The sequence below is a fragment of the Micromonospora sp. KC606 genome (assembly GCF_004348675.1).
Taxonomy (GTDB): Bacteria; Actinomycetota; Actinomycetes; order Mycobacteriales; family Micromonosporaceae; genus Micromonospora.
On sequence record NZ_SMKN01000051.1, the window covers coordinates 13,325 to 28,952 of the forward strand.

Genomic DNA, 15,628 nt, shown 5'->3' on the forward strand with positions numbered 1-15,628 from the left:
TCTGCAAAACTGGGCCGCACGTTACTCCCGGGTTACTTATTCCCGCGACCCTCTGGACGGCTGATGTCTGCTCCGATTCCCGATCCGGCTCTTCGGCGGTTGCCCGCGCTCGACGCGGTACGGGTGATCGGCGCGCTCGCCGTCGTCGGGCACCACGTCGGATTCGCCACCGGACGCAACACCGGCGACAGTGTCGCCGGTGCCTGGCTCTCCCGACTCGACGTCGGTGTCGCCGTGTTCTTCGTCCTCTCCGGTTTCCTGCTCTTCCGGCCGTACGCGCACGCGCAGGCAACGTACCAGCGCCCACCTGGAACCGGAAGGTACCTGTGGCGGCGAGCCACCCGGATCCTGCCCGCGTACTGGGTGGCCGTGGTGGTCTGCCTGCTGGTGCTGCCGCAGAACCGAGACGCCACCACCGCCGACTGGCTGCGGCACGTCACGCTCACACAGATCTACCAGCACGGACAGCTGAAGCACGGACTTAGCCAGACCTGGAGCCTCGCCACCGAGGTCAGCTACTACCTGATCCTGCCCGTGCTCGCCACACTGCTGCTGGGCCGGCGGCACCGCCCCGACCGGGTGGCCCGGATCGCGGTGGCCGCGCTGGTGGTGACCGGCGGTTGGGTGGCGTTGATGGGCCTGGGCGTGCTCAGCCTCGGCCTGCACACCATGTGGCTGCCGTCGTACGCCGGTTGGTTCGGCGCCGGCATGGCCCTGGCCAGCGCGCACGTCGCGTTGCGCGCCGGCGCGGGCGAACGCTGGCGGTGGCTGGACGACCTCGGCCGCGCCCCGCTGGCCTGCTGGACGATCGCTCTCGGCGCGCTCGCCGTCGCCACCACCCCGGTCACCGGCCCGCGCGACCTGGCCGAGCCCACCGCCGCAGAGTTCGGCACCAAGCTGGTGCTCTACTCGGCCGTCGCGGTGATGCTCCTGATGCCGGTCGCGTTCGGCCCGCAGACCCGCACCAAGGGCGTCTTCGACAGCATTCTCGGCCGGTGGCTCGGCCGGGTGTCGTACGGGCTCTTCCTCTGGCACCCGTTGGTGCTGGAAGGGATATACCTCGTCGACGACCGGCCGGAGTTCACCGGCGACCCGCTCGGCACCTTCGCCCTGACCGTCGCCGGTGGGCTGGTCCTCGCGGCGGTGAGCTATTACGCGGTGGAGCGCCCCTTCCAGCGCTGGGGCCACCGGTGGCCACGCCAGCGGCGCAACAGCAGTGAGAGCCAGAGAACCGTGACGGTGGCGACCGCGGCCAACTGAGGCAGCCACGCGGTGTGTCCGCCCCGGGTCGCCGCGTACCACCCGGCCACCGCGAAACACGCCACCGGCAGCCAGCGCACGGTCGCCCGGCGCAGTCGGTGCATGCCCCGCCGGTCCGGCGGGTGCAGGTGCGGCTCCAACGCCCGCCCGGCGAGCACGCCGAGGAACACCAGCAACGCAACACCGACCGCAGCCGGGCCGCCCACCAGCAGCAACGCCCCGCCGCCGACGAACGCGGCCAGGAACCGGCCACGCCTGCGGCGGGCGTACCCGGGCACCGGCGCCGAGGCACGCCGCGACGGCAGCACCGCCAGCAGCACGACCCCGGCGAGCAGCGCCGCGCCAGCGCCGAGCGCCAGCACGTATCCACCGTCGGGGGCGAAGCGCAACTCCACCCGCCCGGAGTACCCGGCGGGGACCAGCCAGCCCTGCTGCCAGCCGTCCACCACGATCGGGGTGAGCTTCCTTCCGCCGGCGGTCGCCTCCCAACCCGCGTTGGCGTTCTCCCGCAGTGCCAGCACCTGCCGCCCGGGGTGACCGCTGAGATGCAGCACCCGTCGGGTGGCGGACCACTCGTCGATCCGCAGGGCCGTCCGGGTGGCGACCGGCTCGCCGACGCCCGCCGCCGTGCCGCCGGTGGCACCGGGCACCACGCCCAGCGGGGTGAGGGTGAGCTGGGTCGGCACCGCGAGCCGGTTCCCGGACGCCAGCAGTCGGATCTCCCCGGCCGCCAGGCGCAGCGGCTCCTTCGCGTCCTCGCCGCAGAGCACCGCGTTCACCTCACGCTGCTCCAGCAGGTCCCGGCGGTTGGCCACCAGCGTGGTGCGGCGCTCCGCACCGGCCGCCAGCACCGTGGGGCCGCTGCCACAGGGCAGCGCGACCCGCTTCAACGGGTCGACCCGGGTCACCCGGGTGGCCGGCAGCACCGTCAGCTCCCCCACCCCGACCGGCAGGTTCTGGCTCAGGCGGCGGTACGGGTCGTACGACTGGGCCGGGACGACGTCCGAGATCAACACGGTGATCTCGTCACTGCGTAGCGGCCGGTCGAACAGCAGCGTGCCGTCCTGGTCGAGCACCCCGCCGCGCATGCCCTCGTCACCGATCACGGTGACCCGCCACGGGCGGGCCGCCGCCGCGGTCGGTGGCAGGGTCATCCGCAAGCCTGTGACGGTACGTGCCTTCGGCCAGGTCAGTCGCAGCCACGGCTGCCGGTCGGAGTCGGCGGCATACCAGGTGGTGGAAGCGTCCCCGTCGACCACCGTGCCGGGCCGGGCGGCCGGGTCGGGCACGCCCACCGTGGAGGCGGCGACGGTCGGGGTGACCCCGCTGGTCACCGCCGCCGTGCCACCGGCGTCGAGCAGCGCGTTGAGTGCGGCCCCCGGCCGGGGTCGGGCCCGCAGCGCGATCTGGTAGCCGGCCGCGACGGGAAACTGCACGATCCGGTCGATCTTGTCGCTGTCCTCGGAGTTGCGGACCCGCCCGCCGTCACAGATTGGCTGCCCCTCGTCGAAAAAGCAGGCCGGCACGGACGGGTCGGCGCTGAACACCGCCGCGGCGGGTACCTCGGTGGCCGGCGCGGCCGGCACCACGAGGGTACGGGCGGCCTGGACCCCGGGGATGGCCAGCTCGGCGATGCCCACCCCGCCGAAGCCGGCCCGGACGTCGAACACCTGCTCCACGGTGACCCGGACGACCCGGGTCGGGTAGCCGTCGGGCAGGACGACGTCCAGGACCCGACCAGAGGTCTCCGCCGTGGTCTGCTGCCGGCCGGCCGTGACGGTCACCTTCGTGGGCAGCGAGTCGGCGCCGGTGTCGAAGGTGATCCGGACCTCCCGGACCACCTGGGGCCGTTCCAGTTCCAGCTCGAACCACTGGCCGGGCGCCAGCGTCCCCGGCGCGGACCGCCAGGACGTTCTCAGGTCGCCGTCGACGGCCGCGTACGGCTGATGTTCGGGGCGCCCGCCGCCCAACGGCTGCGCCTGGGACCAGGAACTGGACGCGGAAACCCCGGCGATGCCCAGGTACCGCACCACGGTCGACGCCTCGTCTGCCCAGTCCGGCAGGTAGTCCCGCGCCGGGGCGTCCAGTTGGGGCCGGTCACGGGCCGTCAGCGTGGCTGATGCGTTGTCGTGCTGCTGCCCGAAGGCGACCTCCCGGCGGCGCAGGCCGTCGGTGAACGTGACGGGGCCGTCGCCGAGCTCGGCCGGACGGTCTCCGGCGAGCACCGTCGGCGCGTCGGTAAGCCGCCCGGAGGCGGCCAGCGGCAGCAGCGACTCGGGCCCGCCGACCACCGTGGTCACATCGTCGGCGTCGTAGGCGACGATCGGCTCGACCGAGCGGTTCACCTCGAAGACCTCCAGCGCCCGGACCTTCACGTCCAGGCCGTGGTCCACGAAGTTCCCGGGCAGCCGGCCTCCGCCAACCTCCGGGCCGAAGCCACGGACGGCGGCGATGCCGGGCGAGCGCAGCAGCGCCTGCCGGGCCACCACCGGCTGGGTGGCACCGCTGCGACCGTAGTCGAGATCGGAGCGGAGCAGCAGGTACCGCACGCCGGAGCGGGCGAGCAGGTCGGCCAGACCGGGCGAGCCCTGGCCGTTGGCGAGTGCGGACTCCACGGTGTCGAGCAGCCGGATCGTGCCGGGCGGGGTGAGCGGCACCGAGCTGCGTACCGCCCACGGCTTCTTCAGCAACGGCTGGGTGATCTCGTCGCTCGGGCTGCCCCAGAGGTAGCGGGGGAACCGGGCGGCGGGCACCACCAGCACCCGTTCGTCGCCGACGTTGCGATCGAGCCAGGACGTCGCCTGGCGCCAGTATCCGGGGACGTCGCGGAAGCTGCCGGGAGCGGCCAGCCCGCCGGCGAGCGCCGGCGAGGCCACGGCGGCGACCGCCACCAGGGCCGTGCCGGTGACCAGGCCGGCACGGAGCCGGACCGGCTGCAGCAGGCGTGGCAACAGGCCCGCCAGCTCTGGCCGGTCCCCGGTGCGGGCGGCCCGCAGCAGCAGCCCGAGCAGATGGGCCAGGCCCAGGACGAGCGGCAGGCGGAGCACCACGTCGAACTTGTGCACGTTGCGCAGCGGGGCGCCTGCGGCGTCGAGGAAGGCGCGCTGGGTCTGCGCGCCGAACCCGTCGAGCTGCCCGACGTGGCCCAGCCCGACCAGCGCCAGCCCGACCAGCAGCCCGGTCACCAGAAACCGCCGGTACGGCATGCCACGGCGGGCCAGCCCGGCGATGCCAAGCCCGGCCACCACCAGCGTGGCGACGATCAACGGTTGCTCGGTGGCCAGCCGCCAGCCAGCCGTCCACGGCGGCCCGTACGCCCCGTTGAGGTACGCGTGCCAGTGCGACGCGCCGCGCAGCACGGTGGTGGTGTCGGTTGGCGCGGTGGTCACCGGCGCTGTCTCGATGTAGTCCAGGAAGGGCGGGCTGTACCGGCCGAGCAGCAGCAGCGGCACCAGCCACCAGGCGGTCGCCGCGGCCAGCGCCGCCCCCCAGGCGGCCAGGGCTTCCAGCCGCAGCCGCCACGGGTGCAGGCCGACCAGCCAGAGCGCGGCCAGTGGCACCACCGCCAGGACGGCGGTCGCGTTGACCCCGCCGGCGCAGGCCACCGCCAGCGCGGACCGGGTGATCGCGCGGCGCGTCGGCACGCCCTGGGTCAGCCCGACCAGCGGGACGAGCACCCAGGGCGCGACGGCGCTGGGCCACGCCTCCACCGAGATCGGGCCCAACTCGGTGACCAGCCGGGGGGAGAGCGCGAAGGCGGCACCGGCGATCAGGCGGGTCTGCGGCATGCCGATGTGCAGCCGCTCGGCCAGGCGGACCACGCCGGTGCAGGCGACCGTCATCACCAGCGCCCACCAGAGCCGCTGCACCACCCAGGCGGGCAGAGCCAGCAGTTTGCCGGCGAGGAAGAACGGCCCCATCGGCCAGAAGTAGCCGTACGCCTGATTCTGGAGCTGGCCGAAGGTGCCGTCCGGGTCCCAGACGTGCAGCGCCCGGCTCATCCATCCGGCTGGATCGATGGCAAGGTCGACCTTGGTGTCGATAACGATCAAACCCGGGTCCTGGAGGAACGCCAGGGCGGATAAAGCCAGACAGACCGCGACCAAGCGGAGACGCCACACCGTGCTCGGCGTGTCGTCCGGTCCCTCGGTCGGCCCCGGACGGCCCGGCGACTGCAACATCTCGCCTCCGATCGGGCATTGCGGCTTTCGTGACGCAGCCCATAGTGTGACGCGACCGCGAAGACTACTCGGCAGTAGGAGTGAGTGTTGGAAGCACCGGCTGCCGCCACCCGGCACGTACTGTTCCTCAACTGGAGGGACACCCGGAACCCGGAGGGCGGTGGATCGGAGGTCTACGTCGAACGGATCGCCGGGGAACTCGTCCGGCGAGGTCACCGGGCCACCCTGCTCTGCGCCACCCACACCGAGGGCCCTCCGGAGGAGACCACCGCCGACGGCGTACGCATCCTCCGCCGCGGCGGCCGGCACACGGTCTACCTGCGCGCCGCCCTGGTCTACCTGGCCGGCGCCCTCGGCTTCGGCCCGCTGAGCCGGCGACACGGCGGCCGGCCCGACCTCATCGTCGACGTCGGCAACGGCCTGCCCTTCCTCTCCGCGCTCTACGCCCGGCGCCCGGTGATCGCGCTGGTCCACCACGTGCACCGGGAGCAGTGGCCGGTGGTGCTGGGCCGCTGGCTCGCCAGCTTCGGCTGGTGGGTCGAGTCCTGGCTCGCCCCGCGCGTCTACCGCCGCTGCCAGTACGTCACCGTCTCCGCCGCCACCCGCGAGGAGCTGGCCGCCCTCGGCATCGACCCGGCCCGGGTCGCCATCGTCCACAACGGCACCCCCGACATGACGGTCGGTTCGGTGCTGCGCTCACCGCGGCCCTGCCTGGTGGTGCTCGGCCGGCTGGTCCCGCACAAGCAGGTCGAGGTCGCGCTGCACACCCTCGCACGGCTCGGCGACGAACTGCCCGGGCTGACCCTGACCGTCGCCGGTCAGGGCTGGTGGGAGCCGCAGCTTCGCCAGCTCGCCGCCGAACTGGGCGTCACCGACCGGGTCCGGTTCACCGGGTTCGTGAGCGACTCGGCCAAGCGGGAGCTACTCGCCGCGGCCTGGGTGGCGCTGACCCCCTCGCTCAAGGAGGGCTGGGGCCTGACCATCGTCGAGGCCGGTGCGGTCGGCACTCCGACGGTAGCGTTCCGCGGCGCCGGCGGGGTCGAGGAGGCCGTGGTCGACGGCGAGACCGGTCTGCTCGCCGACGACGTGGACGACTTCGTGGCCAAGGTGCGACGGCTGCTGACCGACGACGCCTACCGCGCCACGATGGGGGAGTCTGCGCGCGCCCACGCCGCCCGGTTCACCTGGCCGGTCTCAGGAGAGAAGTTCGCGGCCCTCGTGACGAGGGCCGCGAACGAGCCGGCGGCGGTGCCGGCGAAGCCAGCGGAGCAGTCCTACTTGTTGCCGTAGACCAGCGGCTGGTTCGCGCCGCCGTTGCCGCCGCCCGACTCGGTGCGAGCGGCCTGCTCGGCCTTCGCCGCCTCGGACGCCGACGTACCGGTCAGCGTGGTGGCCAGCGCCACCGTGCCGAAGGCACCCAGTGCGACCGCGGCGACCGCGACCAGAACCAACGAGAGAGCACTGCGCATGGTGCTTTCTTCCTCCTCCTGAGCTGCGTGCGCGGGACGTTACCACCAAGTAGACAGCGCCGGGAGGGTCGCGGGGCCGATCAATACGGGCCGGTACGGCCGGTTGATCAGCGGGCCGCCGGGTTTTCGTAGAGGGTCAACTCCGGACCCGCGTACACCTCGCGCAGCCCGCTCAGCGCCGCCGGGGCTACCGGCCGACCCCCCGCCGTCGCCTGCACCACCACCCAGCGCACCCCGGTGGCGCTGACCGGGGCTCCCACGGCGAGAAGTCGGCCCACCTCGGCGGCCCGCCGGTTCTCCCCCGCCACCTCCGTCGAACCCACCCAGAGGGTGTCGTCCACCAGCACGTTCGCGTCGACGTACCGGGGCAACGGGTCGAGCACCGTTCGACCCCCGTTCCACGGGTACGCCCGGTACGCCCCGAACGGCAGCGACAGAACCTCCCCCCGCTGCCCGGCCAACCGCCGGGCGACCGCGTCCCAGTCCGCCGGGTACCGCACCGGCCACAACCGGCCGGCCGCGCCGAACGCCAGATCCGGCATGACCGCAACCGGCAGCAGCAGCGCCGCCGCCAGGACCGCCCGGACGCCGGACGCCGCCCCCCGGGCGGCAACCCGGGCGGCCAGCCGTTCCGCACCCAACGCGGCGGCCACAACCAGCAGCAGCGCGTACGGCATGAGGAACTTCTGCCCGTCCCGGAACACGCCCGCGCCGGGCACCGACGCCACCGCCCACCGCAGCACCGCAACAGCGCCGGGCAGCACCCCGAGCAGCGCGGCGACCAGCCCGGCGGCGGCCAGCCCGACCAGCCGGTCCGCCATCCGCGCCGGCCAGCGCCCGCGCAACGCGCGAAAGCCGTACGCCGCCGACGCAAGCAGCAGCACGGTGGCCACCGGCACCAGCGGGGAGGAGCGGCTCCCCGGGGTGGTCTGCGCGTTCCAGATCCCCCCGGTGCCGGCCAGGGCGCCCAGCACCCCGCTCCAGTTCTCCGCCCGCGCCGAGAAGGCGGCTACCCCGTCCGGGTCGGTGCGCGCGTCGGCTGAGGTGACGCCGGCCGCCAGCAGCCATGGCAGGTTCAGCAGCGCCATCCCGCCGACCGCGGCGATCGACGTCCGGACCCTCCCCCGTCCGGGCACCAGCACCGCGACCGTGACCAGTGCGATCAGGCCACCCGTCGGGGTGACGGCGGCCGGCGCGGCGGCCAGCAGCAGCCGCGGCAGCGCCGCCGGCCGCTGCTCGCGTACCGCGGTCGCGGCAGCGACCAGCCAGGGCAGCGCCGCGTACGCCAGCAGCAGCCCCCAGTGCCCGATCAGCAGCCGCTCGGCCAGGTACGGCGTCCAGGTGTACCCGACAGCGGCGACCGCCCGGGTGGCCGGATGCCGCGCGGGCACCAGCCGGCCGGCACCGACGGCGGCGAGCAGCAGCACCGCGCCGAGCACCACCCGTTGCAGCAGCCAACCCGGCACTGCCAGGCTGGCCAGCGAAACCAACGCGTCCAGCGGCACCGCCCGGGGCAGCGAGTCGCCCGGCAGGACCAACTCGGCCCGCCACGGTTGGTGCGGCACGAAGACCATGTCGTAGCTGAGCACGTAGCCGGGCGCCGCCAGCGGGGCCAGCACCAGCGCGGTGACGGCCAGCCCGGTCGCGACGAGCATCGACCTCTCCTGCAGGGTTGACCTCCTCACTAGGCTCGACCCGGCGAGGTCGCCGGCGTGGCGACACTGTACGCGCGCCCGCCGGGCTGCGGCGGAGCCGCCGACACGGGACGGTCATGGGAATTCAGTCGGACGACGGACGCGGCCGGGCGGGCGGGCTCGGCGCGGCCGGTGTGGCGGTCACGCTGGCCGGCGTCTTCGTCAACGGGCTGGCGTACGTCGTGCCGGTCCTCGGTGCCCGACACCTTCCGCCGGCCGAGCTGAGCGCCCTGGCCACACTGCTCGCCCTCGGCGCGATCGGTGGCGTGGCCAGCACCGGGTTGCAGATCGCGGTCGCCGTGCACCGGGCCCGGCACGGGCCAGCCAGCACCGCCCGTCCCACCGTCCTCGCCGTGGTCGTCACCGCCGCCCTGCTCGCCGTGGTACTCCCGGTCGCCACCAGCCAACTCCGGCTGACCGCGCCGGCGGTGCTGCTGCTCGGCGTGCTCACCGTGGCGGTGGTGGCGGCCGGCCGGTGGCTCGGGGAACTCCAGGGCGACCAGCGGTTCCTGCGCCTGGCCGGGGCGATGGCACTGCTCGCCGCCGGCCGGTACGGCGGCATGATCGCCGGGCTGGCCCTCGGTGGCGGGCTGACCGGCGCGCTGCTCGCCGGCGCGGTCACCTCGATACTGGTGCTGGCCCTGCTGGTCCGCCTCAACCGGGGCGCCGGACTCGACCCGCTCGCCCCGGCCCTGGCCACCCGCACCGTGCTCACCGCCAGCGGCGCCACCCTGGCCATGCTGGTCGTCTCGTACGCGGACCTGCTGCTGGCCCGCCGTTTCCTGCCGCCCGACGCCTCCGGCACGTACGCGGTCGGCACGGTGCTGACCAAGGGGGCGCTCTGGGCACCGCAGGTGGTGACCGTGATCGCCCTGCCCCGGTTGGCCCGTGGCGACCGCCGCACCCTGCGCACCGCACTGGCGCTGGTCGGCGCGGCGGGCGGCGTGCTGGTACTGGCCACCATGCTCGCCGGTGGGCTCGCCTTCACCCTGGCCGGCGGCCCGGAGTACACCACGCATGGCCGGTACGCGCCGCTGTTCGCCGCCACCGGCGCGCTGTACGCACTGATCTTCGTCCTCGTCAACGCACGCGTCGCGGCCTCGACCCGATGGCCGTCCGCGCCACTGTGGACGGCCACCGGTGGCTTCCTGGTCGCGGTCGCCACCGTGGTGCCGCACACCGTGGCCGGGATCGCCGGGGCGGCTCTGGCGACGGCGGCGGTCACCGCTGTGGCCACCGGGGTGCTGACGATCCGCCGCGAAGAGGACACCCCGCCCACCTCCACCCGTCCGCCCCCTTCCGTGACGTCAGGGAGTCGTGACACCCTGCAAGGCGGTTGACCAGTCGACGGGGGTTTCTGGTGGCGGTGGCCGACACGGGCCGGGGAGTGGTCGGCACCCGCCGACCGGCTCGCTGGCTGCTCCTTCCCTATGTGATCTGCCTGCTGGTGGTGGTGCCGGCGGCTGTGCCGGGCCCGGCCTCCGCCGGAGGTGGCGTCTCCGCCACCCGCCTCACGGGCCTCTTCGACCAATACGGCGACACCTCCGGCACGTGGACCGGAGCCGACCGGACGACCTCGGTGCGCCTGCCCGACGGACGGCTGCTCTGGCTCTTCTCCGACACCTTCCTCGGACCGGTCGCCCCGGACGGCTCCCGCCCGCGCACCGCGCCGTTCGTACACAACTCGGCGATCGTGCAGCACGGCGACCAACTCCGGGAGACCCGGCACGGCGGCACCGCCGAGAACCCGGGCCCGCTGGTCCCGGCACCGGCCGGGGAGTTTTTCTGGATCGGTGACGCGCAGGTCGCCGGGGACACCCTCCAGGTGCTGGTCAACCGCTACCGCAGGACGGGCGCCAGCCCGCTGGACCACGCCCTGCTCGGCACCGCGTTGGCGACCTTCGCGCTGCCCGCGCTCACCCCTACCGGGGTCCGGGAACTGCCGCTGGACGCCCGGATCGCCTGGGGCTCCACCCTGCTGCGTGAGGGCGGGCACACCTACGTCTACGGCACGGAGGCGGCCGGCGAGGCGAAGTTCGCCCACGTGGCCCGGGTACGCGGCGACGACCTCGGCGACGCGTGGGAGTTCTGGACCGGCGACGGTTGGGTTACCGACCAACGTGCCTCCGCCCGGGTTCTCAGCGGCGTCGGCACCGCGTACGGGGTGCAGCGGATCGACGGACGCTACGTCCTGGTCACTCACGAGAACAACCTCGTTTTCAGCGCCGATCTGGTGGCCTACACCGCCGGCTCACCGACCGGCCCGTTCGGCGGCCCGGACTACCTCCACCGGGCCACGGAGACCGCCGCCGGGCACCTCGTCTACGACGCCGACCTGCACCCCGACCTGGCCCGCCCCGGCAAGCTGCTCCTCTCGTACAACGTCAACAACGTCGACGACGCCGTCACCTACGCCGACGCCGGGATCTACCGTCCCCGCTTCGTGGAGGTCGACTGGCCCCGCCCCCGCCCCGACCGGGCCGACCTGCCGCCCGCGCCGCCGGCGCTCACCGCTCAGCCGGGCGGGGCCGGCACCGCCGAGCTGAGCTGGCCCCCTGTGCGCGCCGACGGTGAGCCGCGCTACCAAGTCCACCGGCGGGACGTCACCGCGGGGCAGACCCATTTCGTGCGCATCGGCGAGCCCTCGGCCGAGCCCCGCTTCTCCGCCGACTTCCTGGTCAACCGGCACGAGTACGAGTTCCGGGTTACCACCGTGGGCCGGCACGGCGAGAGCCAGCCCTCACCGACGGCCCGGATGACCGCCACCGTGCCGCCGCCACCTCCACCAACGGGCCTGCAGGCTGAGCCGGGGCGCTCCGGTGACGTCGCGCTCAGCTGGCATCCGATCCCCTTCGTCCAGCTTTATCGTGTCCGGCAGCGCGACCTCACCACCGGCGTTCAGACGGTGGTCGGCACCTTCACCGGCACCCACGCCACCGTCGAGTTCCTCCGACACGGTCGGACGTACGAGTTCTCCGTCGTCGCGGTCGGCGGTGGCGGCGACAGCCTGCCCGCGCCGCCGGTCCTGGCCACCGCGGTCGTCACGCCTCCGGCAGCCCCGTCCGGCCTGGCCGCCGTCGCCCGGCCGGACGGCACGGTCCACCTGACCTGGCGGTCGCTGGGCCCCGAGGTCTCCTACCGGGTATACCGTCGCGACCTCGACCGTGGCGGCCAGGCGTACGGCCAGCCGGCCCTGGAGGCCGGCAGCGGCCACGTCGCCCGCTTCCTGGAACACGGCCACGACTACGAGTTCACGGTCAGCGCGGTCAACAGCGGTGGCGAGGGACAACGCGCCACGCCGGTGCGGGTCCGCGCCCGCCTCGCCCCACCCGACACCGCCCCTCACGGACTGCGGGCCGAGGCCGGGCCGGGCCGGGCCGAGCTGACCTGGCAGCCCGTCACGCCGGACGGCTGGCACCGGATCTACCGGCGCGACCTCACCGCTGGGCACCGCGATTTCACCGAGGAGCCGGTTCCCACCCAGGGCAACCGGGCAGTGGTCGCCGGCCTGCGCAACGGTCACGAGTACGAGTTCGCGGTGGCCGCCCTGAACCCGGCCGGGGCCGGGCCGCGCAGCGCGCCGGTCCGGGTCACTCCCCAACTGCCCACGCCGACGAGGCTCGAAGCCACCGCCGGCGGAAACGGGGACGCCCGGCTGAGCTGGCGGTCGGCCGGGGCGGGCCTCGCCTACCGGGTGCAACTACGAGACGTCACGGCCGGCGAGAGCTGGCGGACCGATCCTGTTCCGGTACTCGACACCCGGCACACCGCGGTGCTGCTGACCCGCGGCCACCGGTACGAATTCCGGATCGTCGCCACCGACGGGACGACCGACGGGCCGCCGAGCGAGGTGGTTGCCGCACAGGTGCGGTGAGCCGGCTCCGCGGGGGGCACGCGGCCACAGCATCCCCGCCCGGTCCAGCCACCCGCTGCCGTACGCACTGTCACGACGCCACCCCGGAACGACGCGCCGGGAGCGCGGCGCGACACGCGTGTGCGGAATGGCCGGGCGCACAGTGCCGCCCGGTCCGCGCGTTGGTTACCGTAGTTGTTTTCCGGGGGTCCGCACCCCCTGTGGTACGTCCCGATCGAGGTGGCTGTGACCCTTTACGGCGACAAACGTCTCTCCGACGACCGGCCCACGGTGCAGGTCACCGCGGTGACCTGGCCGGGTGATGACGCACCGGAGCCGGCGGGAACACCTGCGGCCCCGAACGGTGGCTCACGGTCGCGTCGAGCCAAGCTGCTGCTCGCCGGTGGGCTGACCGTCACGGTGCTGGCCGGTGTCGGCCTCACCGGCGCCTGGGCGTACGCCGGCGACGTCCCACGCGGCACCAGCGTGCTCGGCACCGAACTCGGCGGCCGGAGTAGGGCCGACGCGTCCAAGGAACTTCGTGCCGAGTTGGAGCGCCGGGCGGCGGCGCTGAACGCCCCACTGACCGTGGTGATCGGTGAGAACCGGGCCGAGATCAACCCGACCGACGTTGGCCTGGCCGTGGACGTGGACGCCACGGTGGCCGCCGCGGCGAAGGCCGACGCGGATCCGATGAGCCGGCTGGTCGGCTCCCGCACGGTCGATCCGGTGGTGACGGTCGACTCCGCCAAGCTCGACGCCGCCCTGCGTAAGGTGCTGGGCAAGCAGGGCCGGGAGATGACCATGCCGGCGATCATCTTCACCGGCACCACCCCGAAGCCGGTGTATCCGAAGCCGGCCCTGTCGCTGGATCCGGAACGGTCCGTCGAGGTCGTGCGGGCTGGTTGGCTCGCCAAGGAGCCGGTGACCGTACCGCTGGTGGAGAAGGCTCCCGCGACCACCCGGGAGGAGGTGGACCGGCTGGTTGCCGAGCTGGCCAGGCCGGCCGTCGCCGCCCCGGTGGCGCTGACCACCGACAGGGGTTCGGTGAGCATCCCACCGGCCGCGATCGCCCGTGGTCTGCGCTTCTCCGCCGACGACGCCGGCAAGCTGACTCCCCGGGTGGACGTCAAGCGGCTCCGCGACGCGCTGGGCGACAAGCTGGCGAAGATCGAGGTGGAGCCGAAGGACGCGACGATGAGCATCTCCGGCGGCAAGCCGAAGGTCGTGCCGGGCCGGGCCGGCCAGCAGGTCGATGCGGCGGCCCTCGGCCGGGACCTGCTCGCCGTACTGCCGAAGACTGAGGGCCGGACGGTCACCGCCGAACTCAAGGCCGCCGAGCCGGAGCTGACCGAGGAGAAACTGACCAGCCTGGGCATCAAGGAGCGGGTGTCGACCTTCACGACCCGCTTTCCCGGCGGCCTCTCCTCACCGCGCAGCCAGAACATCATCCAGGCTGCCAAGGACGTCGACGGCACGGTGGTGAATCCGGGTGAGACGTTCTCGCTCAACGGGCACACCGGCGAGCGCGGCTACGCCCAGGGCTACAAGGACGCCCCGGTGATCCTCAACGGCAAGTTGGTCCCCGGGGTGGGCGGCGGCGTCTCCCAGTTCACCACCACCCTGTTCAACGCCACCTACTACGCGGGCCTGGAAGACGTCGAGCACAAGCCGCACTCGTTCTACTTCAGCCGCTACCCCGCGGTGATCGAGTCGACCATCTTCTGGCCAGACCTTGACTTCAAGTTCCGCAACAACACCCCGCACGGGGTGCTCATCGACACCTCGTGGACGTCCAGCACGATCACCGTGTCGATCTGGAGCACCAAGATCTACGACAGTGTCAAGACCGAGTACGGTCCCCGCCGGAACATCACCAAGCCGAAGACGGTGTACCTGGAGCCGGGCCCGACGTGCATCGCCGCCGCGGGCAGTGACGGGTTCGCCCAGGATGCCTTCCGGGTCATCAAGAAGGACGGCAAGGTGATCAAGCGGGAGAAGTTCAGCTGGACCTATGACGCCGAACCCCGCTTCATCTGCGGACCCGAACCGTCCTGACCACAAGCACAGGGAAGCCCCGCCGGCTGGATCGTCGGCGGGGCTTCCCTGTGTCGTACGTCCTCAGGGCCGCGCCTCGGCCAGTCCCTGCCGTACACCTGCCGCGTCGCGGTCGGTGCCGTAGACGGGGGTGTCGGGCTGCTGCCGCCAGCTCTCGTCGAGGGTGCCGGCGTCGACGGGATCGAATCCGAGCGCGTCGACCAGCTGCATCACCAGCTGCTTGGCTTCGGCGTCGTCCCCCGCGACCGGCAGCGCGATCCGGTCGGGGGAGCCGGCCGGGCGTCCGTTGTCCATCAGGTGTTGCGCCTGGATGTTGTTGAATGCCTTCACCAGCCGGGCGCCCTTGAGATGCTCTGCGGTCCACCGACTGGAGCTGAGACTGCGGTCCAGCAGCTCGGCGATGTCTCCGTCGCGCTGGGGGTAGTAGTTGTTGGCGTCTACGACCACCTTGCCGTCGAACAGCTCCGGCGGCAGCGCGGGCACCACGAGCAGGGGGATCGCCACGACCACCACGTCCGCGTCCTGCACCGCGTCTTCCAGGGTGCCGGCGGTGGCACCGGTCTCCTGGGCCAGGTCGGTCAGGCTCTGCGGCCCTCGCGAGTTCGTGACTGTCACGTCGTGGTTCAGGGTGCGTAGCCGCCGGGTGAGCGTGCCACCGATGTGCCCCGAGCCGATGATTCCGATCTTCATGGCCACTCCTGCCTCCGCCGGTCCCGACGGTCAGTTCCGGTCGTACGGGGAGCAGGTACCCCGGGCCGGTCCGCCCCGATCGCGGACGAGGCGTACGCCACGTCACCTTTTCGTCAGTACGGCGGGCCCCGCCGCCAAGGCATCGTCCCGCACTGACGCTACCGAGGTGGCACGGGGACGTCGGGCGATTAACCGAACATGAGCCGGCCACATTGCTCTGGCGTCGGCTGGGGCCCGGTGTTGTGTGGGAATGCATTCAGGGCCACTCCCCGGATCGGGGGTGGCCCTGAATGAATGATTGTCCGGCGGTGTCCTACTCTCCCACACCCTCCCGAGTGCAGTACCATCGGCGCTGGAGGGCTTAGCTTCCGGGTTCGGAATGTGACCGGGCGTTTCCCCTCCGCCATGACCGCCGTAACTCTA

The 15,628-nt window shown here is 73.2% G+C and carries 8 protein-coding genes, 1 rRNA gene and 1 pseudogene; 5 read left to right on the plus strand and 5 right to left on the minus strand.

What is annotated here, in order from left to right; genetic code table 11:
• The first annotated feature begins 63 nt into the window (after positions 1 to 63).
• On the plus strand, positions 64 to 1,260 hold the full coding sequence (locus E1193_RS13300; RefSeq protein ID WP_132183497.1) for an acyltransferase: 1,197 nt from the start codon (positions 64 to 66) through the stop codon (positions 1,258 to 1,260).
• Here the strand turns inward: E1193_RS13300 and E1193_RS13305 are convergent.
• Complete coding sequence (locus E1193_RS13305) at positions 1,152 to 5,441, minus strand: alpha-(1->3)-arabinofuranosyltransferase family protein (RefSeq protein WP_132183498.1); 4,290 nt, start codon at positions 5,439 to 5,441, stop codon at positions 1,152 to 1,154. The two genes, E1193_RS13300 and E1193_RS13305, sit on opposite strands and share 109 nt — an antisense overlap.
• A gap of 87 nt (positions 5,442 to 5,528) precedes the next feature.
• On the opposite strand from E1193_RS13305, the gene E1193_RS13310 reads away from it, so the two are divergent.
• Positions 5,529 to 6,731, plus strand: a complete 1,203-nt coding sequence (locus E1193_RS13310) for a glycosyltransferase family 4 protein (protein ID WP_132183499.1) — start codon at positions 5,529 to 5,531, stop codon at positions 6,729 to 6,731.
• Here the strand turns inward: E1193_RS13310 and E1193_RS13315 are convergent.
• Complete coding sequence (locus E1193_RS13315; RefSeq protein WP_132183500.1) at positions 6,716 to 6,910, minus strand: hypothetical protein; 195 nt, start codon at positions 6,908 to 6,910, stop codon at positions 6,716 to 6,718. The two genes, E1193_RS13310 and E1193_RS13315, sit on opposite strands and share 16 nt — an antisense overlap.
• A gap of 116 nt (positions 6,911 to 7,026) precedes the next feature.
• A pseudogene (locus tag E1193_RS13320) lies at positions 7,027 to 8,565 on the minus strand (hypothetical protein); the annotation flags it as partial.
• A gap of 116 nt (positions 8,566 to 8,681) precedes the next feature.
• Between E1193_RS13320 and E1193_RS13325 the strand changes: the two are divergent.
• The 3 genes from E1193_RS13325 (at position 8,682) to E1193_RS13335 (ending at position 14,515) form a co-directional block, all read left to right on the plus strand.
• The gene (locus E1193_RS13325; protein ID WP_132183502.1) at positions 8,682 to 9,944 is read left to right on the plus strand and encodes a polysaccharide biosynthesis protein; all 1,263 of its coding nucleotides are present in this window, start codon (positions 8,682 to 8,684) and stop codon (positions 9,942 to 9,944) included.
• Positions 9,941 to 12,478 carry a fibronectin type III domain-containing protein gene (locus E1193_RS13330; RefSeq protein ID WP_132183503.1) on the plus strand — a complete coding sequence of 846 codons (2,538 nt, stop codon included), beginning with the start codon at positions 9,941 to 9,943 and terminating at the stop codon, positions 12,476 to 12,478. Before E1193_RS13325 ends, E1193_RS13330 begins: the two co-directional genes overlap by 4 nt.
• A gap of 219 nt (positions 12,479 to 12,697) precedes the next feature.
• Positions 12,698 to 14,515 carry a VanW family protein gene (locus tag E1193_RS13335; RefSeq protein ID WP_165945724.1) on the plus strand — a complete coding sequence of 606 codons (1,818 nt, stop codon included), beginning with the start codon at positions 12,698 to 12,700 and terminating at the stop codon, positions 14,513 to 14,515.
• 63 nt (positions 14,516 to 14,578) lie between these two features.
• Here the strand turns inward: E1193_RS13335 and E1193_RS13340 are convergent, their stop codons facing one another.
• Together E1193_RS13340 and rrf are read right to left on the minus strand one after the other, a co-directional pair.
• Positions 14,579 to 15,205 (minus strand): NAD(P)-binding domain-containing protein, encoded by a 627-nt coding sequence (locus tag E1193_RS13340; RefSeq protein ID WP_132183504.1) that lies wholly within the window; start codon positions 15,203 to 15,205, stop codon positions 14,579 to 14,581.
• A 300-nt stretch (positions 15,206 to 15,505) separates the two neighbouring features.
• A 5S ribosomal RNA gene (gene rrf / locus E1193_RS13345) occupies positions 15,506 to 15,622 on the minus strand.
• Between the last annotated feature and the right edge of the window lie 6 nt (positions 15,623 to 15,628).